This is a genomic window from Lentisphaera marina (genome assembly GCF_028745505.1).
Classification (GTDB): Bacteria; Verrucomicrobiota; Lentisphaeria; order Lentisphaerales; family Lentisphaeraceae; genus Lentisphaera; species Lentisphaera marina.
The window spans coordinates 1,718,650-1,743,717 of record NZ_JAQZZL010000001.1; the positions used below are offsets into that span (position 1 = coordinate 1,718,650).

General features: G+C 41.1%; 14 protein-coding genes and 1 pseudogene. All 15 read left to right on the plus strand.

The window, feature by feature from the left end; translation table 11 throughout:
• Window positions 1–2: 2 nt before the first annotated feature.
• The 15 genes and pseudogenes from PQO01_RS07035 to PQO01_RS07110 all read left to right on the plus strand — a co-directional run bounded on the left by PQO01_RS07035 (window position 3) and on the right by PQO01_RS07110 (window position 25,050).
• Window positions 3–1,616, plus strand: coding sequence for a ComEC/Rec2 family competence protein (locus PQO01_RS07035; RefSeq protein WP_274313320.1), 1,614 nt, complete (start codon window positions 3–5; stop codon window positions 1,614–1,616).
• Window positions 1,617–2,015: 399 nt separating this feature from the next.
• Window positions 2,016–2,723: a vWA domain-containing protein gene (locus tag PQO01_RS07040; protein ID WP_274313321.1), complete on the plus strand. Its 708-nt coding sequence runs from the start codon at window positions 2,016–2,018 to the stop codon at window positions 2,721–2,723.
• Between the two features lie 21 nt (window positions 2,724–2,744).
• The gene (locus tag PQO01_RS07045) at window positions 2,745–3,014 is read left to right on the plus strand and encodes a WXG100 family type VII secretion target (RefSeq protein WP_274313322.1); all 270 of its coding nucleotides are present in this window, start codon (window positions 2,745–2,747) and stop codon (window positions 3,012–3,014) included.
• A gap of 8 nt (window positions 3,015–3,022) precedes the next feature.
• Window positions 3,023–4,351 carry a hypothetical protein gene (locus PQO01_RS07050; RefSeq protein WP_274313323.1) on the plus strand — a complete coding sequence of 443 codons (1,329 nt, stop codon included), beginning with the start codon at window positions 3,023–3,025 and terminating at the stop codon, window positions 4,349–4,351.
• The gene (locus PQO01_RS07055; RefSeq protein ID WP_274313324.1) at window positions 4,341–4,718 is read left to right on the plus strand and encodes a hypothetical protein; all 378 of its coding nucleotides are present in this window, start codon (window positions 4,341–4,343) and stop codon (window positions 4,716–4,718) included. Before PQO01_RS07050 ends, PQO01_RS07055 begins: the two co-directional genes overlap by 11 nt.
• Window positions 4,711–4,917 (plus strand): hypothetical protein, encoded by a 207-nt coding sequence (locus PQO01_RS07060; RefSeq protein WP_274313325.1) that lies wholly within the window; start codon window positions 4,711–4,713, stop codon window positions 4,915–4,917. The genes PQO01_RS07055 and PQO01_RS07060 overlap by 8 nt, the downstream gene beginning before the upstream one ends.
• A gap of 7 nt (window positions 4,918–4,924) precedes the next feature.
• The gene (locus PQO01_RS07065) at window positions 4,925–8,128 is read left to right on the plus strand and encodes an FtsK/SpoIIIE domain-containing protein (protein WP_274313326.1); all 3,204 of its coding nucleotides are present in this window, start codon (window positions 4,925–4,927) and stop codon (window positions 8,126–8,128) included.
• Window positions 8,125–9,903, plus strand: a complete 1,779-nt coding sequence (locus PQO01_RS07070; protein ID WP_274313327.1) for a Card1-like endonuclease domain-containing protein — start codon at window positions 8,125–8,127, stop codon at window positions 9,901–9,903. Before PQO01_RS07065 ends, PQO01_RS07070 begins: the two co-directional genes overlap by 4 nt.
• Window positions 9,904–10,184: 281 nt before the next feature.
• Entirely contained in the window at window positions 10,185–10,487 is a 303-nt protein-coding gene (locus tag PQO01_RS07075) for a hypothetical protein (protein ID WP_274313328.1), read from the plus strand.
• Window positions 10,480–11,208 carry a PP2C family serine/threonine-protein phosphatase gene (locus tag PQO01_RS07080; protein ID WP_274313329.1) on the plus strand — a complete coding sequence of 243 codons (729 nt, stop codon included), beginning with the start codon at window positions 10,480–10,482 and terminating at the stop codon, window positions 11,206–11,208. Before PQO01_RS07075 ends, PQO01_RS07080 begins: the two co-directional genes overlap by 8 nt.
• Window positions 11,205–12,695 carry a protein kinase family protein gene (locus tag PQO01_RS07085; protein WP_274313330.1) on the plus strand — a complete coding sequence of 497 codons (1,491 nt, stop codon included), beginning with the start codon at window positions 11,205–11,207 and terminating at the stop codon, window positions 12,693–12,695. Before PQO01_RS07080 ends, PQO01_RS07085 begins: the two co-directional genes overlap by 4 nt.
• Window positions 12,692–16,090 (plus strand): DEAD/DEAH box helicase, encoded by a 3,399-nt coding sequence (locus PQO01_RS07090; RefSeq protein ID WP_274313331.1) that lies wholly within the window; start codon window positions 12,692–12,694, stop codon window positions 16,088–16,090. Before PQO01_RS07085 ends, PQO01_RS07090 begins: the two co-directional genes overlap by 4 nt.
• Window positions 16,087–18,270 (plus strand): hypothetical protein, encoded by a 2,184-nt coding sequence (locus PQO01_RS07095; RefSeq protein ID WP_274313332.1) that lies wholly within the window; start codon window positions 16,087–16,089, stop codon window positions 18,268–18,270. Before PQO01_RS07090 ends, PQO01_RS07095 begins: the two co-directional genes overlap by 4 nt.
• A pseudogene (locus PQO01_RS21705) lies at window positions 18,270–20,799 on the plus strand (McrB family protein). Before PQO01_RS07095 ends, PQO01_RS21705 begins: the two are co-directional and overlap by 1 nt.
• 3 nt (window positions 20,800–20,802) lie before the next feature.
• Window positions 20,803–25,050 carry a DUF2357 domain-containing protein gene (locus tag PQO01_RS07110; RefSeq protein WP_274313335.1) on the plus strand — a complete coding sequence of 1,416 codons (4,248 nt, stop codon included), beginning with the start codon at window positions 20,803–20,805 and terminating at the stop codon, window positions 25,048–25,050.
• Window positions 25,051–25,068 lie beyond the last annotated feature (18 nt).

Consider the following 25,068-nt stretch of genomic DNA (forward strand, 5'->3'; position numbering starts at 1 on the left):
ACATGAAGCATGGAGGGCAGCAGAAAAAAGCCGTTATTGTTTGTGGTGAGCACTTTGTAGGTAAAACTCATACAATTAATTTTTTCTTGAAGCCTTTACTGGGAATAAAGGCAGGTGCATGGACCTTTACGATAGAACACTGGCATGATGGTGGGGTGTATGCACAAAGTTCTGAGGAATCTCCGAGAGATGTCGACTATCGTATTTCGAAACTTCTCAAGTACACCTATGTGGTAACTGCCTGTCGCCCTAAAGATGAAGAGGGGAGTCATTTCACAGAAATTTACTTGCAGTTACGTCAACGTGGTTATGATGTTGTCGTTTTTGAGATTTCTAGAGAAAACGATGAGGATGATAAAAAAATGATTGCCTCTCAAGCTTATAATCACTTAAAAAGTAATGGTGAACAAACCTACCTGTCTTTTGCAGATGAAGTAACGCAAATTGAAGGGCGTTGGCATATTAGTTTTGATTCTATTTTAGAGAAAGATTTCCTTAATTTTGATTTCAATAGAACAGAGCAAAATATACAGAGGCTGATTTTAGAGCTTTCAACAAGACAAATTGAGCTTGTTTGGTCAGAGGAACAATATCGTGACTTTTTTAGTACAAATGAAATATATGGTGAGTGGTTTCGTATTCGGTTGAATGATTCAATTAGTGAAAATCGAGTCGAATTATATACACTTGAATCTCCAGAACAGGAGCCTGAGTTTTTATCGGCTCTAAGTATCGAAGGTTTAAGGGAACGTAGTTTAGGTGGGCTATTAAAAAGGACCTTTTCTTTAAGTTACTTTGCTGAGGCTTCCCACGAAGATATTAGTGAAGCATTAGGAAAGGTAGACTTTTGTTCAAAGTATTGCCTATGGGTACGTGATGTTGGACAAGGTAGTTGTGCTACAATAGGAGGAGATTCTGTTGATGTGTTTTTTGATATCGGAGGCGGCATAACTACAAATAAACGTACTTACCGCACTCCTAAAAATTTTAGCATTAACGAAGAAGGTCTCGTTATTTTATCTCATTGGGATAAAGATCATTGGGTTTCAGCTCTTTATAATCCACAGTCTTATAAAATGACTTGGGTTGTGCCCGATCAGAAAAAGCTGGGAGTTAGTCATGCCAAATTAGCAATAAACATAGCAAGTAAAGGTCGACTGATTAAGTGGTCATCTTCTACAGTAACCTGTGTCAACAAGCCTGGGGTTTTTCTATATAAACTGCCTGACTCTTCAGATAGAAATAAATCGGGGATTGTAGCTGTTCTTCAACCTGAGGAAAGTCAAGGTGTTTTGATTCCAGGAGATGCGCCATATGATGTAATGCCTTTTCTCAACAAGTATACTTTACAAGTAATAATTGTCCCACATCATGGAGCCCGTTTTAAAAACAACCCACATCCTCCTGTTGCACAAGCTAAACACCAGCTTGTTTACTCATATGGTTTAAATAATAGTTATAAGCACCCCCACCCAGATACTGAGAATGTACATAAAAGCCAAGGCTGGCTCAACGAGTATAACACGGCTAGGGACGGTGATATTTTAATTTGTATACATGGGAATTGCACGGGTAATAAGCCAAGATGCCCATATTGTACTCTGTGTTATTTATAAAATAATTTGTGATTATATAACAAACCTTATCTATTGATTTGTCAGTGATTGACCTCTTTGTTTTTGTAAGTAACTCATTGTTAAGTTTTTATATAATCACACGCATATCCTTGGCACGGTTTACGCTTTAAGTCTCAGTATCTTTTAACAAAAATATACTGGAGATACATATGGAACCTTATAGAGTTCTTTGTTTGGACGGCGGTGGTATGCGTGGTCTGTATACAAATCTTGTTTTACAAAAAAAAGATTGTCAATCTTGACTTATGTTGTGTTTTTTAGTATAAATTATCTGTTGAAATTGAGGAGGAATGGAAGTGTACCTTAGTGAATTAATTAAGGTAATTTATTTTTTCTGAGATTAGTTTTTTGATGTTTTAATTTTAAGGAGGAAGATCAATGTTTGATCCCAAAAAGTTTACAACCCCATCTGCAAAGCCGCTTCCCGTCGTACTTCTTTTGGATGTTAGCTACAGTATGTCTGGTGATAAAATCGATAACCTTAACAAGGCTGTCGCGGATATGCTGGATACCTTTGCACAGGAAGAGAAGATGGAAACAGAGATCCTAGTTTCTATCATTAAGTTTGGTCCTGTTGAATTACATTTACCTTTTACCAAAGCATCTCAAATACAATGGGCAGATCTTGAAGTGACAGGCGCTACCCCCATTGGTGGTGCATTGGAAATGGCCAAAGCCATGATCGAATGTAAGGAGACGACTCCGTCCCGTGCCTATCGTCCGACAATCGTTCTTGTTTCAGATGGTCAACCTACTGACAGTTGGGAAAAGCATTTGGACTCCTTTGTCAACGAAGGGCGTTCTTCAAAATGTGACCGTATGGCAATGGCTATCGGAAGTGATGCGGATGAGACGGTTCTGAAGCGTTTTATTGATGGTACGCCTCATGATCTTTTTTATGCAGAAAACGCTGGACAACTACATGAGTTTTTTCAGCGAGTGACCATGTCGGTTACCATGCGTACACAATCTAAGAATCCGAACGTGGTACCCGTTCCTTCGGAGATTAGATTGGATGGCGAAAGCTTAAAGTCTCCAACAGTGGGAACTTCAACAACTTCATCCGATGATGAAGGTTACTGGTAAATAAAAAAATGGAGGTAAATAATGCCACAGGCAATTGGTGATCCAGATGAATTAGATCGTTTTGCGCAGTCCCTAACGCAGTTCATCGACACATTAAATGAAGCAGTCAATGGTTTGAATCATAGCTTTGGTGCCCTCGGGGATACCTGGCAGGATGAAAAACGTGCGAGTTTTGAAGAGGATTATAACGCGCTGGTACAGCAACTTTCTCATTTTGAAACTAATGCATCTGAACAGGTTCCTTATCTTCACGCTCTGGCTTCACGGTTGAGAGATTATTTACAGAGTTGAGGTAAGTAATGGCGCACGTATACGTTGGACAAGTTGAGAACCTTGAGGAGGCAATTACGGATCTTCAGTCTGCCTATGATTCTATGGAGAGCGGTTGTCAGACTCAGATTACTTTAGTTGAAGACAAATTGGCTGAAACACAGCAGGAGGCTTATAATAGTGCTCAACTATTTGAGACTGCTATGGAGTCCGAGGTTGAGGCTGGTCAGTATTTAGCAAAGTCTAACGAACGACTCGCCGCAGTTCATGATCAGCTTAGTTCAGCTTACTCGTCTCTATCTACTTGTGAAGCAAGCGGGAGTTATGATATTGATGGGAACTATGAACCGCCCAACTGTTCATTTGAAGAAGCTTCTGTAGCCACCGCAGAATCTGCGGTCGCAGACGCTGAGTGTGCTGTTACAGCTGCTGAGGAAGTTTTGGAAGCAGCAAAAGACTATCGTATGCAGGTGGATAAGAGAAATGATATGGCTCGGCAGTGTTTTGATATGGCGGTGCAATTGACGGAAACAGTTCAGGTGGAGTGTGCAGTCCGTCTTGCCAGTGCTGCGACTCAACTTGAAACAGGAAAAGTCCGTCTGAACAGTGCAAAGACAGCGCTCAAGGCCTACTTCGATACACACCCGCCAGCAGCAGAATTCTATTCATGGTTGAAATGGGCTCCGAATACGAATAAACCGGTTACAATCAAAGAACTGCATTCAAGGCTGAATCTATCTGTTGAACAGCAGCGTTACTATTTTGAGTACCTCGCTGATCGCGACCCGGCATTTAGAGCCAGGGTTAGAGATTATAGAAGTCAGCTCGAAGCCGCCAATGGTGCAGCTGAGAGGCATGCCGTTCAACTTAAAATTCGTAAAAACTTAAGTGGATACTGTGGTGAAAAAATTGTAGAACAGGCACTTAGTCCACTCGGATATAAAGTTGATACGCAATCTAGAACTACCTTTGATGACGGGAGGTTTACTAAAACAGATTTGATTATCGAAGATCTCAAAGTGCCAGTTATTCTTGGCCGTGGAGAAGGAATGAGTGCACCAGTCGGAGGGGCTATCGCGATTGAAGTGAAATGCGGGCGTGCGTCGTACCTTTATTCTCAGAAAGATCACATGGTTTTCCAATCTGGTGGACATCAGGAAGCCAATGCGGCAATGACGATCTGTTCACGCGATGTTAAAGATTTAACACCAGAGCAGGAAGAAGAGTTGCGTGAGGCCCTTCGGCGTGCTGGGTCGCCATTAATAGGAATGCTCCCAACAAAGGATGAAATTGACAAAGCCTGCTGGGACATTGTGACCGGCTCTAATACAAATAAGGGAGGAAAACATGAAAATTAAAATCGCTTTGATACCAAGTAAATATATCAGTAAGGCTCAAGATCTTTCCACCAAGCTTCAGAACGCTGTGGAGCTAGGTGAGATGAGTACCGTTGATCAGTTCACAGAAGAGCTATTTACACTAATAGATAGCGATTTCTCCCTGTCCTTGTCGGAAGACGATTGGCATCAACTGAGTGAAGAGTTCATAAGAGCTGATGGTGATTTTAAGTCTAACTACATTATGACCAAGTCTCAACTTGAGATGATTATTGCATTCGGTATGTCTGGAACATTTACCGATGTTTCAGGACTTATAGTGGAGGCATTAAAAACTGATGGTGTCGTCCTCCAGTTACCATATGAAGAGGAGGTTGTCGATGTTTGATGATCTATTTAATAGGACGGCACAGCAGATGAGTAAATTTTCTTCCACAGTCAGAGACGAGTTTGGTCAATCTATTGTATCAGACGTTTATGAGCCTTTCTTACAGGATATCTCGGGTCTTCAGCAAATGACAGAGCTTTTTCAGGCTCGAATCGCTGAGATTGATCAATTAACTGAAGAATTACAATCGATAGGATGAGTTGGGTATGAGTAGTAGCCAAAACAAAAACGAGCTTATGACAAAACGCTTGTTCGATGCGATTGGAGCATTAAATAAAACGATTTTAAAGAAAGAGGGTGTCTATAGTCAGCTTCAAACTGAATTGAAGCAATCGGAGCAGGATTGCGACAAAACTGTGGGGACTCTCAGATCTGTCAGCGACTCTGCGGAAAGAGGCGAGTTGGTTACGTTGCGTGATAAAGAGATCGGTTTGCAGAAAGATCTGCAATCAGTACACAATGAGATCCGTAGCATAGAGGATCACTTAAAGCAGATTGAAAAAGCGATATCCGACCTTGCAACTGATAAGGACCGTATTGACCGTGAGATCAAGGAGCGCTCTATTTTAATTTCAATAGTAAAATATGTATTCGGTGATGCTGAACGTGAGGAATCAGGAAGGATTCAGAGAGAGATTCAAAAGAATGAGATTGGCAAAGATGATTTAGTCAAAACAAGAGCTAAACTCAGCTCTCGACATAATGATTTGCAGAATCGCCAAAATAACCTAAAAGTTGAGCTTTCCAGTATCCAGACTAAAATTAAACGATTGGATGATTCAAAACTCTTGGGAGCCAGAAAAAGAAACGCTGCGTTAAATGCTCACAAGTCAAAAAAAGAGCAGATAAGAGAGAGAAAACATCGGGTACACGAGGAGTTTGAGAAGGAATGGGTTTCGGCCCTGAAGAACCTTGATAATCTATGTAAAAAGATCCGCCGGCGCCAACCACACCTTAATGAGTTGATAAGCGATAATATCAACACTGGAATCCACTTTCCTGATGCTATGGCATTCGGGCGTATGTCTCTTAGCTATCAGAACTGGAAAGGTTATATCCCACGACTAATCCCTTTTCCTTTTAAGAAATCGCTATGGCTTCCTGATCTGATCACAGGACAAGGGTTGATTCACCAGCTAATACTTCGACTGTTGCACTGCATGCCGGTCGGTAATGTTGAAATTACCGCTGCAGATCCGCTGAGACTGGGTACGTCTCTGGCCCCGTTTCGTTCTCTATTGAAAGTAAAACAGCTCTTTCCTGAGCAACGATTGCTGACTCGGTCGGATGAACTGGAAAATACTTTGGCTCGATTGACGGATTATGTTGAGGATCTACTTCAGAATAAATTCAAGGGAGAAATCAAGAGTTGGTCCGCCTACAACGAAGCAAACAGTAGTAATCCCATACCATATAAACTGCTACTCATTTTTGGAGTGCCAGAGCAGTTGACAGACAAAAGCATCTGGTACCTTGGTCGTCTTTTGGAACACGGACCTATCTGTGGGGTACTTCCTGTCTTGACCTTTGATGAAAGTCGATTGGTGGACCGTAAATTCATAGGGCTGCGCACCGCGATAGACAAACATTCCAAGAGAATGGATTCCATTGTTCCAGCAGAGGTATTGGCCAAGTATGTCACTGAAATTAATGTTGTGGAGGAACAGGAGTTCTGGCCTGGAGATTTTGAACTGACGGAATTTCTGGCATCCATATCGGAGCGATATGAACAGAGCACAAAATTTAGTAAGAGTCTAACAGACCTCTGGAGTGATTCAGATTACTTAGGGGACGACACTGTTCAAGGAATACAGGTGCCGATCGGCTGGACTGAGGGTGGTGAGTTAGTTCCTTTCTCTATCGGTGGTGTGAATACTGAACATCATGTACTTTTAGCCGGACGTTCAGGCTCCGGAAAATCGAATTTACTTCATGTAATGATTCATAGCCTTTGCCATAGCTATTCACCTTCGGAGTTGAATATCTACATGCTGGATTATAAAGAAGGAGTAGAGTTTAATACGTATGCTTCCCCACCGCTTCTCCAAGCAAAACTAGTTGCTACAGAGAGTGACCCCGAATATGGAGTTACTGTTTTGGCACATTTGACCGATGAGCTTGAAAAACGGGCACAGGAATTTAAAGACCGGTCTGTCCGCGACTTTTATGAATATAGGGAATCTTCTGCAGCTGAATTACCGCGTATTCTGCTAATTATCGATGAATTTCAGATCCTCTTTTCCGAGGGGCGGCAAGTGGCCGAACCCGCAGAGAAAATGTTGACCCAATTACTGAGACAAGGTCGGTCTCATGGCATACATGTAATGCTGGCGACTCAAACACTGAAAGGGATCCAGTCTCTTTCAATGGGGCAACTGATAAGCCAGATTGGTTGCCGGATAGCTCTAACCTGTAGTGAAGAAGATTCCGCGATGATTCTAGGCAACAGTAACTGGGAAGCGGCGAAACTATCATTGCCAAACAAAGAGGAAGGCTTTGGAGAAGCAATTATCAACAATTCTAATGGAGCAAAATCGGCAAACATAAGGTTTCTAATACCGTTTGCTAATCGAGAATTATGTAAAGACCATATCACTAAGATCACTCAGATCGCAGACCAACGTGGTTATTGTAACTCAACAAGAGTTTTCAATGGCTCACGTTTACCTGAAATGCCCGGAGCTGAATGGTTTAAATTGAGAAACAACGAAACAGTAGAACTTTACTTGGGGGAAAGCTTGAGTTATGAGGCTGAACCGCTCTCGCTGAATCTTGTTAACCGACATGCTTCAAATTTACTGATATCCGGCTTTAACGATACAATTCATGATGGAATTTTTGCCTCTATTCTTCAAAGTTTGAAAGCTGAGAATGGCATCGATGAAATCATCTATTTTAACGGGCGTTCAGTTGTACCAGTGGGGGCATCGAAATACTTTGATGGTTCCGGAGAAAAGTCCTTGTCCAATTATGAGAGTATTTCTGAGCTAAATTTGGCAGAGATATCTAGAGAATTACAAGGGACCAAAAGAATCGTGATTATTGACGGACTGGAGTCGATTAAGGAATTTCACTCTGGACCAACGAGTTTTAGGTCAGTGAAGAAGGATGAACCTCCTTCATATCAAGAGAGTCTGAAGCAAATCCTGGAAGACGGGCCACTTCAAGGCACATTCGTCATTGCTTTTGTAGAAAATTGGAAACGCTGTAATTCATCTTGTAAGGATCTACTTGGGCTCTTTGAGATGCGCATAGGTTTCTGTATGAATGAAGATGATGCGGGCTCATTTGTTAGTGGATCAATAGGAAAACTTAAAGGTCTTGAAAAAGACAACCGTGCTATATTTAGCAACCGCTTGACAAATCAATTGAATTGGTTTAGACCATATATAAATAGAGGGATCTCATGAAAAAATATTTAATGACTTGGTATGGAATGACGGATTTTAGATCGTCGCTTAATTTTGAAGAAAGTGAAGGCCCTGTTCTCGGAGCCTTACGGGCTGAAGATTATACAGATGTACTTGTATTGGCATATACGGACAAAGAGAAAACTTCTTTAAATTCAAGTGTCTTTCAAGAGAAATCTAATTCTCTAAATACAGAATCTTTAGAAGAACAAAGAGAGTTTGTCAATTCAAATTGTAATACACCCGCTGCTCATGAACACTTTAAAAATTGGGTTGAAGAAAAACTTGCTGAAGCTGGGAAGCATACAAAGGTTCATTTTCACCCCATAGCATTAAAAGAGCTTAATGATACAGAGCGAATCTATGAGGCAGCAACAAGAGCACTTAATGCTGTTGCAAAATCAGCAGGAGATAAGCAAGTAAGCCTTTATTTAAGTCCCGGCACTCCTGTTATGGCTTTTGTATGGGCTTTCGCAGCCCTTCGATATCCGACATTAAAAAAGCGGCTGATAGCATCGTCTCAGCCAGGAAAACCTCCGCAAAGAATTGTCCTGCCAAACGAATGGCTCGAATGGCACGGGAGACAGATTAGTTCAAATAATTCGGACTCTGATCAATATGATGTTATTTTTCATCTCTTCGGTGAACAACGAATGCCGAGTCTGCTTGGAATAATACAGTTTTCAAGTAGAAAACATATATTTGTGAACTCTGAACATTTTCCGGCAGATGTTATGAAACAATTTATTGGTGAAGCAGAATTCGGTGAAGTGGAGGTCGATCCATATGACCCAGAAAATGTTCGAACCTCAATTTTGAATCAAATTTCAAAAATGCCTTCTAATAAAAAGATAGGATTCAACTTAACAGGCGGGACTAAATTAATGTATGCGGGATCCCTTGCCGCATGTCGGAAGGTCAATGCAACGCCATTTTATTTTAACAGTCGTAATAACCAAGTAGTTTATCTGGATGACTTTAAAACTGTAAACACAAAATTGATTTCATCGGTGGAGACATTTGTCCAGTTAAATGGGAATAATTTATTTATTTCTAAAGCGGGTCATTGGGAAGATATTAAAGGTATAGATAATCCAACGAGACTATCAATGACAAAACAACTGTGGAATCATCGTTCAACTATTGCAAGCTTATATAGGAAGTTAGTGCCTTTTAACGATGATCCAGGACGTAATTTTCAATTTAATAATAAGAATATTTTTGTTTCATTAAAAGAGGGTCACAAAGCAGAAATAACTATTAAGAATAGAGCAGGGAAAGAGAGCACGTTCCGTTTTAAAGAATGGCCAGATTTCGCTAGGTACCTTACTGGTGGCTGGTTTGAAGAGTATACCTACATGAAGCTAAAACCTCTCGCCGATGCCGGTTTGATTAGGGATATGCGAATAGGGATGGAAATATCATTTAAAGAAGAAAACAAGCAAAACAATTCATCAAGTTTAAATATGCAATTAAGTAATTTACTAGGGGATACTTATCAAGAGCTAGATATTAGCTTTACGGATGGGAAACGGCTTTATGTGATAGAATGTAAAGCAGGCTCAGTAAAGGGTGAATTCGTTCGCAAACTGGAATCAATTACACGATATTTTGGAGGTATAGAAGGGCGTGGAGTTCTCGCATGTTGTTTTCCTCCTAAAAGTTCTGTTGTTAAGCAGAAAGCAGCAGAAGCTAGGAATGTAAAACTTATGTCGGGGGCAAATTTGTTTGATGAATTGGAGGCATTCGTTTATAAGTTAGTAGACCAGCCATGAAGCATACTCTTTATATCGTTGTGGATACTTCTGGCAGTATGCATGAGATGGGTAAAATTCATCTTCAGAAGAATTTGTGCCGAACTGTGACTCAGCTGAAGTTGATTGATAAAGATAAGTACTTAGACTCAGATTTTCATTTTTATCAATGGTCACAGAATGTTACCGAAATAACTTTGCAAAATAACGGGGATATACCTGCGTTAAATGCTAAAGGTTCCTCGAGGCTGTGTGTTCTCTCGGATTTTCTTTCCCAGCATCTGAATGATACGGGGAGATCGATGGTTCTAATTCTATCTGACGGCAATTTTGCCAATTCAGACATCGTAAACTTTCAAAAACAATTGAGTATGTTTACTGATCTACTCATCCGGACTGTTGCAGTTGGAGCTGATGCAGACCTGTTGAAATTGAAAAAAATTTCCTCTAACCATACGGTTTACCTTTCTGAGAATATCACATCAGCGATTGACGATATAAGTTTTGCTTCCGATGAACCCTTAGATGCGCCAGTATCCATATCCCAAATCCTACAATCCGCACCATCTGAAACAGAAGAATCAGAGGAGGATTGGGATGCTTGATCAACTCTGGAGTAGCTGGGGTGCCTCAGTAATCGGTCCCCTACATGTAAAAAGCGGGGTTGCCAACCAAGACTCTTGGATGGCACGCAGATATAAATGGGGAAATGTTGTTGTTGTATCGGACGGGCTGGGCAGCAAGAAACATTCAGATCACGGTTCAAAAGCTGCTTGTCTTGCTGTGTTTGAGGCTGCTAAAAGTTACCAGAATACCCCAGATGCCAATATTACTGATATTTTAAGGATGATTCATGCAAATTGGCTTGTGAAAATAGCGCCGTATTCGTCCTCAGATTGTTCGGCTACTTGTCTTTTCTGCATACAAATCGAAAACATGATAACTTTAGGTCGCCTTGGTGATGGGATGATTGCAGCACTTGGAGAAACTGACGGAAGCTACCTTATCCTGAGTGATAACAAACAGGATTCCTTCTCAAATTTTACAAACAGCCTTCAGCAGGAGTTTAAGCCCGAGCAGTGGGAAATCGAGACGATAGAAAGCGCGGCATGTAATGCAGTTGTGTTATGCACAGACGGTATATCCGATGATCTATTACCTGAAAAGCAAATGAGTTTTGCTCAGGAGCTTTACTCCTCTTATGCAGATCTGAAGTCGGCGGAAAGAATGAAGGATCTTAAACGCTGGCTCAAGGCATGGCCAGTTCCGGGGCATTCTGATGATAAGACGATTGCCTGTCTGTGTAAGAAAAGAGTGAATATATGAAATACGATATTAAGCCCAAATATACGGATCAATACTTAAATGAGCACCTAAGTGGGGAGAAACTTGGAGATGGCGGCCAAGGAGTCGTTTTTAGAACAAAAGATCCGGATTTAGCGATAAAGTTATCGGCCAATGATGGTCAATTGATTGAAGATAAAGATCAAATTGAGAAATTGCAGAGCAGTTTTAAGAGGCTAAGGATTTTCCCTTTAGATGGAGTGAAAATAGCAACTCCATTGGTGGTATTGAAGGATGCCCCCGGTTATGTAATGCAAGTCATGAGTGATATGGTTCCATTTAGTTCATTTCTTTTTGGTGAACAAAAAAGGGAACTGATAGAATCATACAAGATCCCCGAATGGCTAGACGGTTGTGATCAAAGGTATGCCCAAGAGATTACACATTATCTCTATTCGGGGGGGCTCCGCAAGAGACTTAATGCCTTATACAAATGCTCGTGCATCCTCAGTCAAATTCATGGTCGTGGAATTGTCTATGGAGATATAAATCCAAATAATGAATTTGTTTTAAAAGATATTGATATGTCTGAGGTCTGGCTAATCGATGCTGATAATCTTCGCTTTGAAACATCCAATGGTGGCTTGAGGATATATTTTCCTCGATTTGGAGCTCCTGAAATCGCTCAAGGAAAAGCAGGTGCATCGACACAGGGGGATTGCCATGCGTTTGCAGTTCTTGCATATATCATTTTAACAAACCTCCACCCATTTATTGGCGATATAGTTCTCAATGGTGATGATTGGGCTGTAAGCGTAGATGAAAATGAAAACCTTGAAAGCCAGGCATATTTAGGGAGATTACCATGGATTGAAGATCAAAAAGATGATTCAAATCATAGAGAAAATGGTGGTCTCCGAGGCGCTCTAACTCTCACATCGCAATTAGATAAACTTTTTCAAGCTACATTTGGTCCGGGAAGAACATCACCATGGTTACGGCCGACTATCTATCATTGGCCTGAAGCTCTCGCCCAGGCAGCAGATATGACCGTCAAGTGCCCAGGTTGTGAGATGAGCTATTACTTTGATTTCATTCACCCGGAAACAGAGGATCACAATTGCCCTTACTGTAAAACGCAGAGACCGCAGGTGCTCATCCTTGAGTCTTACCGATGGAATGGGGCTGACAAGCCCTTACAATCGTCATCCTGGCGGTATGTACGCGAGATAACTCAGGACTCCGAACTCACTATACCCAGGCGAGTTTTTGATGAGTTTGCAATACTTGATTCGGATACAGCAGAAGTGCTTATCTCTTCGAGTAAGGATGATATTCTGATTAAAAAATCAGAACATGGCAAAGCTGATTTGTCAATTGGGGCTGACTGTCAGCTGCAAAGTGGTTTTCAGAAGCTTTATTCACAAATGAAAATAGACCGGGCAACTACAGATGTTCAGTTCTGGGTATTTGCAGATTTGAATAGTCCGCGCTTGGTTAAATGCATGATCAGCGGAGGTGACAAATGAGACTGAAAGATATAAATGCTGAAATCACCTTTGAACTATGGATGAAACCGGAGCTATCCGAGGAGAGTTTAAACATAGGTATAGGGTATATCACACCCCACAGTATTGGACAAGCATATAGGTTAAGAATCGATGGCCAGCAATGGAATATACTACTTCGTAGCCCCTCGGCCGGTAAGGATCTAAATTTTCATCTTAAAAGAGGTTGTGCTCATCTTGCCGAGGTAATTCAGGTTGCCAAGGACGGCAGTGCGCTTGTAAAGGTCACCTTTTTCAATGGTGGAATCGTCGAGATTGGCGAGGTGGAAGTTGGTATTGATGAGCGCATAGAATCAACGGCTAAAAGAAATGGCATTCGATTCAATGGAACTGAAGAGCTAGGGAGCGTATTAAACGATAAATGTAAAATCAGCGTTGGCGGTGAAGATTTCTTTCTTCTTATGAGTGGCCCATCCGCCAAGGCTGACTTTGAAGCGGATAGTTCCGAGGGTGAAGACTCGCCTGAGTCGGGGGCCGTTGTGCAGGAGAAATACCAGGAATTCTCTATCTATGGTGAGAGGGTTCGTATTCCTGTTGAAAGGCGTAATGTCGATAAATTTAAGGACATCTATTTTGCGACCAAAGCGGTTTTTAAGGATAGCCAGAAGAGTGAAGGATCATTGCGTCTGGCAAGGGGTGCTGTCCAGTTTTCTGACTATACCAAGACAGGTCGCATTCGTGCTTTAGCTGCAGGAGCGATGAGTCAGCTTACAAAGGAGGCCGGGAGTTACCTGAAACAGTGGGACGAGTACGGTGCAATTGAAGGTGAAATGCTACTGGCAAGGGCCAAAGCTGTTGGTCGAATAGATTTTCATGGCACAGAGCAGACATCAAAAGGAGTGAAGTTCTTTGTGCCGTCAATCCCGGATCAGCTTACCGAAGGTGATGAGATAGAGATCACCTCCGAGGAGCCTTTATATCTCCAGAACCCTGATCTTACATGGGAAACCTACAGCAAAGCTCTGGAAGAAGAGTTTACATCCAAAAAGGATCAGAAGAAGAACGAAGCTGAAATGCCAGCTTCTGTTTATGCCCCGATCCTTAAACTTTCAAAAACCAGCATCGAATTGGATCTGCCGTCAATCCCATCTGGTCCAATGTTTTTGATTCTGTCCATAAATGGAGACAAAATTCAGATTGAAAGACGAATGCGGGCACGGTCAGCCATTCTGGAAGGACGCTGCGCTAACCCGCTTCTCGGCCTGCTGATTGAGGAAGGCGGAACGCTTCCGGACATACAGCGCGTCACCAAACTAAAGCCTTTGACGTCTTTTGTGAGAAAGAAAATTTTCAATCATGATCCAACTCCTAAACAGATAGAGGCTATCGATGTCGCCTTAAACACTCCGGATATAGCTCTTATTCAAGGGCCACCGGGAACAGGGAAAACAACTGTTGTTACAGCTATTCTTGAAAGGTTAAATAAGGAATATGACAAAACCAAGTCGGTAAAAGGTCAGATACTTGTTTCCGGTTTTCAGCATGATGCCGTTGAGAATATTGTTGCGAGGTTGAGTGTTAATGCACTTCCAGCAATTAAGTTCGGTAGAAGGTCTGCTGATTCGGAATTTACGGAAGATGCCGTCACTGAAAAAATAAAAAAATGGTGTTCCAGTGTCGCTGAGAATATTAGAAACAAAAATCCTCAAATTGCTCAGACTGAAGATCAGGTAAGACTGGCAGAGATGTTTATCACATATTCATTGTGTCCCTCGCAAAATAACACAGTCAGTTTAATGAAGCGTATTTTGGATTTACCAAGAGACGTGATTTCTGAGGATATTATTAGTGAGTCTGAAGAAATTATTAATTCTCTGCAAACGGAACTGAAGTCGACTGATCCTTCAACCTTACGCCTTGTTAGAGCTCTGCGTGTCAGTGAAGTCGCCTTTGCTGATGATGGTACTGCAAGAGCTAGAGATTTACTGGATAAAATTGAAGACGAATCTGCAACTCTTGATTTAAGTTTTCTTGAAAAGGCGGCCCGTTGGCGCAGTGGTAAGCCACTGAATTTTCTTTCAGAACTCAGAAAGCTGAAAGAATTGCTACTCTATAAATATCTGCCGGCACCTGATTTCAGGACAGAAAAACCAAGAGAGGATGTTTTGAGATTAGTTGCAACGGTATCTCAGCTTCTGGAGGAAAAACTCAATTTAACTAATAAACGGGATGCAACTTTGGCTGAGTTTTTACATGAGCTTGATGACAACCGTGATGGTGTTCGTGAAGCCATAGAGGACTACAACTTTGTTTATGCTGCAACCACTCAACAGGCAGTTGGGAAAGACATCATCCGCTCAAAGAATAAAAATGTTCGATATGATCAGCGAACGGAATTGATTAAGTACGATACGGTGATCATAGATGAGGCTGCTAGAACCAGCCCGAGAGATCTGCTTATCCCAATGTCTCAGGCAGAAAAAAGAATAATTCTTGTCGGAGATCACCGGCAGTTACCTCATATAGTCAATGAAGATATAGTGAGAACTGTTGAAGAGAAACTTGGAGATAAGGGCAAAATAGAGTCAGACTATGTTCGGGAGAGCATGTTTTCCTATTTGAAATCTCGTCTTTTGAAACTTGACCAGGAACAAGGATATACGCGTGGTAGGGTTGTAACTCTGGATGCTCAATACCGAACACACCAGCTGTTGGGAGATTTTGCCAGTGATAATTTCTATGACAAGTATGGCGAAAGCTACATCTCTCCCCTTGATGAGGAATACTTCAATCAGAAATTAACAGGGATTGAAAATAAAGCTGCAGTTTGGATAGATATTCAGAATAACAAGGGTAGAGAGCACCGTCTCGAAAGTGGAAGTCGAAAACGAGATGTAGAGGCTCAGGTTATAGCAGAGCACGTGAACAAATGGATTGGCTCTGAAGAAGGTAAAGTCCTTAGCTTTGGTGTAATAAGTTTTTATAAGGCCCAGGTGTATGCTGTTTATGAAGCTCTACAAACGTTTGGTGTCACGGAACGGGCTCAGGATGGGACATGGCAGATATGTCAAGAATACCGCTTCCTTGAAAATGGCGAAGAGAGACTTCGTATTGGTACGGTTGATGCCTTCCAGGGCATGGAATTCGATATTGTCTTTCTGTCCATGGTGAGGTCTCAAGATAATGAACGACTAGAGAATTGGATTAAGCAAGAGGAAGATTATGAGAAAGTAAAGCGTGGCGTTTTTGGTCACCTCATGTCAGAAAACCGTCTATGTGTGAGTATGAGTCGCCAGAAGAAGGTCTTAGCCATTGTGGGAGATGGCGCCCTTGCAAATAGTCAGATCGCTGTGGATTCAGTTCCGGCTCTAAAAAAATTCTATGAGTTGTGCGATGAACAGGGGGTGATTTTATGAAAGAGAAACCAAGAGATCATCGTCCTAAAGTAATCAGTTTCCGCACAGCATTAGATGGATTGAACATCGCCGCCAAACAAAGTGTCCTTTGGCCATGTCACGCCTTCAATATCTCTATTCCGCAAAAGAAAAAAAGCGGTCTCAATGTGTTTGAAGAAACTATCTTAAAGATAACGGAGATTGAATCCGGTGATACTTACAAAATTGCCGATATTGCTTGCCTCTTTGATCGGGACAAAGAAGGTAAAGTTATTACTGATGAAGATGGAAAGAAGCAGACTGCTTTAGTGGCCTTCATTCAAAATCGTCTCAAGCAACTCGCTCTTTTGAATGACCGCTATGAGTTATCTGAGTACGGTCAAGAGCTCTTGAACGAGTGGCAGAATAAATCAGACGGAAATCTGGAATACACCGTGGCCACAGTGTTTGTAGATCTGCTGTCCGGCAAGCTTCTACCCTATGTCAGCACGGAGCAGCTGAGCTATAAAAAAATCTCAAGGATTGGTGACAACGGATTTATTGATTTTCTAATTAACCCAACCAATGAGAAGTCGAGAGTCAGTGCAAGACAGATACGCCCTTCAAAAGACTCTTTCTGGAAAGCAGTCCCTGACTCCAACGATATCATCAGAGCTATCAGAGAGTTTAAGAAAAAATATAAACGGTATGCCCTGTTAAACCAAGTGGCCGATAAGTACTCTCCTCCAGTGCCAATGGCTGAAGCCATATCTTTACATGATAATTCGGAGCTGGTTTACTTGCATTGCAATGTCCTTATCCAGGTAGGGAATTCTGATCTATTGGTGTCGGATGGTTTTGGTTTTGGTTTTTCTGAAAGCTTTGCCCATTATCTTACGTCTCAGGACTGGAAGTGGGTCATAGACATCAAGAAGAAAGGAGTTGTGAACAGAATTTCCACTGAGAAAAAAGACGCTACTTATTCGAAGGATTATTCGTGGAGGTACCCCACTATCACTAAGTTGTTTATGGATCCTGAATATGGTATCAATTCCGCATTGAAAAAAATAAATAAATCTCCAGAAACCGAGCATGAAGAAAGAGAATACATCTATAACAGACATCAGATCGGTTCGAAACTCTACTCTTCAGTTGAGTACGCATTAGCTATTATGGTTGCTGAATTTCCTGTTTCGGAATGGGAACAAATATTCTCCGGTCAGAATTATGAAAACAATGAAAGGTTGCTTCATGGTTTTGCTACAAAGATCGGCCTCTCTTTGTCCCCCAAAAACAAACAACTGCTCCAAGTAAAGGCAGGGGCAATACGGCACATCCAATATGGAAAAGTTAAGCTTCAACCTTTATTGGCTATTGCTATTGCCGGAGCTGCAACAAAATATCCAATTCATCCGGTCCATGATTTAGTGAAGAATTATAGTGACTTTTTGGGTTTTGCTCAGTCCCTTAAAAAACTGCGCGACCCCGTTTCCCACGGTGACATTTCTGACTACAAGAAGGATACAGAGGAACTCAAGGACGACGTTAACCGTACCCTAGGGATTATCATGACGCTTTTGCCCGCCATCTCTTCGGAGCTGTCAGACAGTAATCAAAGTTATGATGTTGAAAGAGATATTAACCAGGAGCGCCTTAAAGCAGAAACCCAACTGGATGATTTTTTTGGGCTCACTTTTGTTTGCGAAATGGAAAAGGTGCTTAAGGAACAACTCATTCGCATAGAATGTATGTTTGCTCAGCCTTCAGATGATCAGATGACTATTGAAATCCTCAAGGCTCTTGCAGCAGCGGTGCAAACCAGTATTCAACAAAAATTACGGGATCGAAGGACTATAGGAATCAATAATAGTGAAGACGTGAAAGAAATAGCTCTAAGTAAAATCATTGAGACCGGTTTCTACGAAAGTCGCAACGAAATTCCTGCATCCCTTTCAACGGTAAGAAGTGGCTTTATCAAAAAATCTATAGGTGGATATGGGGCTTCACTTGGAGCTGATTTACTAGGTCTAATATTTGTTGCTTCAGATTATGAGGTTCAATGTCTTTATCAGACAGACCCACACATTATTAGATTTACAGCAGATTTATTGATCAAGCGTGGTGATGGAAACACGCTTTCCGCAGTTCTTTCACGGAACGACATGGAGTCCTTGAAAAACAATGTATTCAAAACAATCAAGATAATAAAGGAGGTCTTCTAATGGGAAGAAATAGACGAAATAATAATCGAGAGCATAAGCTCACGACAGAAGTCCAAGAGGCTACAGACCATCAACAAGTACAAAAGACTGGTGAAACAGTTATCAACGCAGAGGAAGGCCTCTTGAATAATCAGCAGGAACTGAAAGAGTTGGAAGACTCTCTGACTCAAAACGAAATGGTTATTGCCCAAAAGGAACAGGCATTAAAGGCCGCTAAAGACGCGATAGCCAAAAAAGAAGCGGAACTGAATGACAAACGTGTTGAGCTTGAAGAGATGGAGCTTCAGGCAAAAAATGGCTTTCCGCAACTCTTTGAGGAAAAGTTCGCAACATTCAAAAAACAATTAAAACAGCGAGAAGCTCAGTGCGTAAGTGAGCTGGAATCTCTAGAAGGCGAAAAGGAAAAATTGCGACAGAGAGAGCTGGCGATTCAAAAGGCTGAAATCCAAAGGGACAAGGGCTATGCAGATGAACGGGCAAAATTTAATGACGAGCTCACAAACCTTCGGAAAGAGCAGGAAAAGGAATTGGAGTCAAAACGAGCCCAGGCTTTAACCTTTATTGAAAAAGAACTTTCGGAAGAGAGGAAGTCTAGAATATCAAGTTTGGAAAAAGATATAGCTGATAGACGGGAAGCTCATGATGCAGTAATTAAACAGCAAAAGGATGAGCTTGAACAAAAAAGAAAGACTTTTCTGAAGGATCAGGCAGAGCTTGATGAACTCAAGGAGGAAATTGAGTATCAAAAGCAGCGGCTCCAATCCCGTAAAAAATCTCTTGAAGAAAGAGAGGTCGATTTAAGTCTTGAGGTGGATCGTTTACTTGAGTCAGAGCGTGTTCAGCTCCACAAGAGTATTGAACAAAAAGATCAAGAAATTAAAAGACACATTGAAGATTCAATCACACTACAAAACTTACTTAACACATATAAAAAACTTGCACACGACCTTGGAGAAGATCCACAAAGAGTGAAAAGTGAATTAACAAAGCAAGTCGAGACCATCAAAAGCCTTCAGGACGACCTTGCGAACCGACCTTTGGTGAAACAAGAAGAGTTCGATCGCATCAAATCTGAAAGAGATGCCATTGAACAAGAACGTGACCGTTATAGGGAGGATTGGGAAAATCTATATAAAACTCGTATTAAAAGAGGTGAACTGGAATCAGAAAATGACACTTTAAAACGGAAAAAACAGGATTCTTACTGATGAACGAGACAATTTTGAAGCCCACTGCAATCAACTACAGGTAGACAATAAGCGCTTGCAGACTGATTACGAAAAAGCGGCCGATCGTGAGAAACGCCTTGCAAAGATTGAAGTTCCATACATACAAAAGGAACTGCCACGTGCTAAGGATATAGTAGGTGAGCTTCAATGGCTAAATGGAATCAGTAAATCTTGTTTTGATCATGGGATGAAATTTCCACGAAGAATATTACACGCCTTTCATACTGCGCTAAAAACCTCTGAACTATCTCCTATAACTGTTCTAGCTGGTGTGAGCGGAACAGGTAAGTCAGCATTACCCAATCTATATTCTCATTTTGGTGGTATCAATTTTTTGAACCTGTCAGTTCAACCGAACTGGGATAGCCAGGAGTCAATGCTAGGATTCTTCAATTCCATTGTTAATGAGTTTGATGCCCAACCAGTTCTGCGCTTATTGGCACAAAGTCAAAAGAACCAAACTGAAGACTGCCCTCATGGTCTTAAAGATGCCATGAGTTTAATCTTAATGGATGAGATGAACCTCGCACACGTCGAACTCTATTTCGCAGAATTTTTGAGTAAACTTGAGCAGCGTCGAGAAATGAAAGATGAACTGCCTTTCCTCGACATTAAATTAGGTGCGGGAATCGATGATTATCAATTACCAATCGACCGTAATGTTCTTTGGGTAGGTACTATGAACCAGGATGAAACGACAAAATCTCTTTCTGATAAAGTACTAGACCGTGGAATTATGATTAATTTTCCTCGCCCACGCACTTTGGAAAGACGCCAGAAGTTGAAAAAATTAGGTGCGGCCGTACCACTTTTATCTCGTCAATTATGGGAGAGTTGGTGTTGCCAGGAAAGTAAATTCACTGATGATCAAATTTTCCCCTATAAATCATTTGTAGAAGAATTGAACAAATCGTTATCCAAAGTCGGCAGAGCTTTGGGGCACAGGGTATGGCAATCCATCGAATACTATATGGCAAATTATCCGGATGTATTGGAAGCTCAAAGATTAATGGAGGAAGAAAAAAGCAACGATGATAAACGTCTTAAAAAAGCAATGAAAGTTGCCTTTGAAGATCAGCTTGTTCAGAAGGTTATGCCTAAACTACGTGGAATTGAAACTAGAGGTAAATCAAAATCTGATTGCCTTGATAAGATTCGCACCCAGTTGGTAAATAATGACTATACAATAATCGATGATTTTGATTTAGCTTGTGAGTTTGGTTACGGCCAGTTCATTTGGAATAGTGCTAATTACTTAAAAGATGATGCAGTAAACGGTCAGGAAAATGCGGAGAACTGATAGATGGCGGAACCGCAGAAATATAAGCTAACCGCCAAACAGAAACGCATGTTGTCTGATTACCATCAATGTCAGCAAGCTACTGTCCAGACTGTTGTGCCATCCATCGGAGCTATTGATTCTATCGAGTCTATTTACAAGGCGTTAAACGGTCAGGGTGAAATAAAGGATCAAGCTCTTTTGGTGCTGATAATGCGCAACTGGTTAACGAATGTCTCAAATTTTGATCCTGTATCAGCACATGCATTGCATACGGGGATCATTGATTTTTTGGGTACAGTAGGGAAGTTAGTGCAGAATGAATCACCTGAGGATGAGGTAAAGGATCGTGTCTATAGAATTGTGACGCACACGAAGGATGCTATTCTAGCGATTATGAAACAGACTCGGAATAAGATATTACGAGAATATGCCATGCTACCAATACATGCGGCAAGAGAAATTGATATTAAGAGTATTCAATGGATCAGCCGTCAACCAGGAAGAACACTTCGAGAGAAACTTTCCAGTAAACCTTATATTAAGGCTGTTAGGAGGAGATCTAGTGTTGATACATCAGAAAATCAACTTTTAAGAGCTTTTCTCTTCCGCTTGGAACAAATTCTGATTGAAAGACAGAATGTTTTATCCGTAGAGACAGAAAAAACATGCGAGGAATTGCTTATTTCCCTTCAGCGTTGGTTTAGAACTGAGGAAGCTACCGAAATTGGCGTTTGGGAAAATCTACCTCCTAACAACACACTTCTTCAGGATAAGCGTTATCGAAAAGTTTGGGATGCTTGGCTCTGGCTCCAAACCATAGACGAGCATATCAAAGGGGATTGTGAAAGGGTCGATAGAGATATTCTCAGCGTTCTTTATTGGAGTACTCTTTCTTTGCTTAACGCTAGTGATCGCTTTAGAGTGGTTCAGCAACCACTCAAACTCGATTATGATAACTTTGCTATCTCTCCTGAATTACCCATTCGGTGCTATTTGTTTTCTCCAGTAGACTCGAAAACTAAAGGCAGGATTAAAAATATAAATTATGAGAAAAAATTCGGCTTCTTGACTTCCGAAAAAGGTGCCGATCTGTTTTTTCATAAAAGTAATTTGTCCCGAGAATTAGACATCAATGCACTATCCGCTGGAGATGAAGTTTCTTTTCTTATCGGCAGCAACCGACAGGGCGAATGCGCAGACAATATAAGCCTTCCAGCAGGTATTATCCCAGTAAACTTTAGTTTGTCGGGCGATACATGGGAGATACAAATTGAAGCGGATAAGTATGTACTACAGATGGTTTCCGGGAATCTTGTTATTGAGCAAAAACAGGGAGCAAAAAAGAAATTAAAAATAGAGGCAGCAACTCTCAAAGAGATACCGAAGTCGATACTGTCATTAGTAATGGAAGCTCGGTTTGAATACTTTGCGCCGACAAATAATAAAAGTGGTCCTATACGGATGGATAGTTCTGTAGTGGACCTGTGTTCTATCCGTCCTGCTTTCACTAATAATACAGGCTCTCAGGCGCTTCTACCGTTCAGGTTGCTTCAGCAAATATGGACTTCAAAAGATGGTTCAAAGCAACTGGTTGATTGTGGAGAAACAAGAGCCATGGTTTTAAGTAATGATATTGAAACGGTCAGCATGAAGAGTCTGTTTTTACATAGCTCAACACTGACCGATGCCACAAAAAGCAGTGCATCGATGTTCTTTATTAAAAAGTTGAGTGACTATATCAAGGCAGACAAGCTGACCTATCTTGTCCCTGATTGGGGCAATGACTTCGATCTGGAGGGAATAAGAAAAAGTGTCAATTTTTATTTTGATGAGTCGACACCGCTTCCCAAAAGCATCGCCGCTATCTTTGCATGGCAGTCATCGAAAAAATTTGTACAGGAAAGAGTCCGAGAAAATGATTTTGTACTGGTGGTTGATTCATTTGACGGAGGTATTTCAATAACTCCAGTTCAGGCAATATACCAAAAAGAGCTCGACGAAATACTACCTGAGACACAAGGCATGAGCTGGGAAAGACATCCGACGGTTATTGTGCCAAACAGAGGCATTCATACTGCCATGTCCCTAAATCTTGAGTGTAATGGCTGCAAGACTTCTGAAGAACTGCTCCATTTGTTCGGCTTCGATGGTCTGGTCAGTGATTCTGGGGAAGTATCTTTTGTTAAAGATAGTCACTGGTATCACTTACCGGGTTCTATTCGGGAGACTATGACTCAGAATTTAGATCTTAATATATTATCAAAGAAAATTATCGATAATTACCTGGGATCAATCAGCTGGCCGCGTCAGAATTTCAATATATTTATGCTGCCACTCAAGGATACAATTAGGAAGGGTGATTTGCACAAAGAATATAAATGGCTGGGCTCGTCATGGACAGCGATAAAAGGTTCCCAGACTTTAAATAGGTGGCAGGAGGAAGCTGATGAAATTCCCCTTTGGCGTGATCATCTTCCTAAACTTTCGATGAAAGTACAGAGTGACAAAGGATATAATAAAGATATATATCTTGTAAAAGATGCTAGAGTAACACCGCAACGTGGCAGAACTGTGAATATACCAGTTGAAGAGTCTTTTACTCTTCCCGCTGGACAAACATATTACAGTTTTCCTCTACAGCAGGGAGAAGGAAATAAAGAGTTGCAATTTGTTGCATATCTGGAGTCCCCAGCACTCCCTTTAAAGAAGGCCACGCCCTGCAAGCTGAAGATGACCTATACATACGGAGCAAACAATCCATACGAACTTCAATTCATTCCTTTAGATTCTGCTGAAGCAAGTTTTAACTCTATTCTAGTTGAGTGGCGTTCCGCATCAAAGAGTACAAGTCCACACCTTGAAAGCTTGCCGGTCCCAGATTTTCCAGCCCGTAAAAGCTGGGCTGATTTTCAGGACTTTCTTAAAGAAGATGGTAAGGGTTCCTCTAATCTTCTAGACTGGGTTGAAAGCAAGTTGATCCTTCTTGATTCAACTAGACTAAGAGATGAGGTTATCAGTAATATTGTAAATAAACGGCTTAATAGATTAAAGAAGGAGCGAGTTGCTGGTACCTTTAAGTGGGGCACAAGTAATGATAGAGGAGGTTACTATTGCTTCGTTGATGTTGATGGTGAGGATATTTACTGTTCTGCTTCTGCTTTTAAGGAAAATATTCATTGCGACTCATTGCAGGAGGGCCAAGTAGTTTATTTGAATATTATAAAAAAACAGGACAGAACTTTTGGGAGTAATATCTCATTTTATGATGAATTTCCCAATGAGATAGCCGCAGAGCTCCATGATTATGAAATGGGCAAAAAAAATATTAATCATGATGAAATTATTCAGAGGAATGCGGGATACTTGGAAAAATCTTTGAATAGTTTGCGGTTTCCGGTGTTAACAATCTGGAATCATGACAACTCACTTTCAGAATCTGATGTCCCTAATCGTTTTAGAAATGCGATTTTCGAAGCTACACAAAAGATTAGTTCAATAATAGAGTCAGAAAATATACCTAAAAGCCTCAAAGATGAGCTTTTCTTTTTTCTGTGCTGTCTACATAAAGATGCACCGAAGTATGTTTCAAGTCGCCTTCTGGGAATAGCGGATAATCTGAGTAGTAAGGTTGGCTGTCATAGAAATATAGCCTTTTCTATTGGGAGAGCAGAATTAGCTTGGCAGGAAAAGCTTTTGGCTAAATTACTTGACTATTCAAATTTAAACAATTTGGCTGGTTCATTAGCTGTTGAAGCATTAGCAATCGCTTTGTGGAGATCGGAAAAACTGGTTCATAAAATTTCAAAACAGCAACTAGTTAAATTGACTAAGAATTTGTCAATACGACTTGAATTAGATTTGAAAAAACTCTCATCCCCGGTTTCCCCAAAACGTATCCATCGACTTGTGGATAAAGGGCTATCGGAAGAAGATGCAGTTGCGCGTGAGCGGGAGTATCAAGTATCAACTCTTTGTAAGCATTTGGAACTTCTTCTTGCATTGCTAAGAAGTCGAGGAAGTGAGGATGGGGAGATTAAAATTATTTTCAATCCAGTGACTGAATTGGCAAAAAGATATGCGACCTTAGTAGATAATGTTTCAAGGGTAGTAATTGATAGTAACATTGAATTAAAGTCGCGGATCAGCCTTAAAATTGAGAAACCAGAAATATTCCGTAACACACCAGATCTGCTATACGCAGTAAGGATGTACCTGACGGGGGATTCAGGAGCAAACACAATTCTTATCACAGAAGTTATAGAAGTGTAAATTATATTATTTTATTCG

Coding starts and splice junctions, on each gene's coding strand:
- PQO01_RS07035 (WP_274313320.1), top strand. CDS start 3: ATGAAGCATGGAGGGCAGCAGAAAAAAGCCGTTATTGTTTGTGGTGAG.
- PQO01_RS07045 (WP_274313322.1), top strand. CDS start 2,745: ATGCCACAGGCAATTGGTGATCCAGATGAATTAGATCGTTTTGCGCAG.
- PQO01_RS07055 (WP_274313324.1), top strand. CDS start 4,341: ATGAAAATTAAAATCGCTTTGATACCAAGTAAATATATCAGTAAGGCT.
- PQO01_RS07050 (WP_274313323.1), top strand. CDS start 3,023: ATGGCGCACGTATACGTTGGACAAGTTGAGAACCTTGAGGAGGCAATT.
- PQO01_RS07090 (WP_274313331.1), top strand. CDS start 12,692: ATGAGACTGAAAGATATAAATGCTGAAATCACCTTTGAACTATGGATG.
- PQO01_RS07110 (WP_274313335.1), top strand. CDS start 20,803: ATGGCGGAACCGCAGAAATATAAGCTAACCGCCAAACAGAAACGCATG.
- PQO01_RS07080 (WP_274313329.1), top strand. CDS start 10,480: ATGCTTGATCAACTCTGGAGTAGCTGGGGTGCCTCAGTAATCGGTCCC.
- PQO01_RS07070 (WP_274313327.1), top strand. CDS start 8,125: ATGAAAAAATATTTAATGACTTGGTATGGAATGACGGATTTTAGATCG.
- PQO01_RS07095 (WP_274313332.1), top strand. CDS start 16,087: ATGAAAGAGAAACCAAGAGATCATCGTCCTAAAGTAATCAGTTTCCGC.
- PQO01_RS07065 (WP_274313326.1), top strand. CDS start 4,925: ATGAGTAGTAGCCAAAACAAAAACGAGCTTATGACAAAACGCTTGTTC.
- PQO01_RS07040 (WP_274313321.1), top strand. CDS start 2,016: ATGTTTGATCCCAAAAAGTTTACAACCCCATCTGCAAAGCCGCTTCCC.
- PQO01_RS07085 (WP_274313330.1), top strand. CDS start 11,205: ATGAAATACGATATTAAGCCCAAATATACGGATCAATACTTAAATGAG.
- PQO01_RS07075 (WP_274313328.1), top strand. CDS start 10,185: ATGGTTCTAATTCTATCTGACGGCAATTTTGCCAATTCAGACATCGTA.
- PQO01_RS07060 (WP_274313325.1), top strand. CDS start 4,711: ATGTTTGATGATCTATTTAATAGGACGGCACAGCAGATGAGTAAATTT.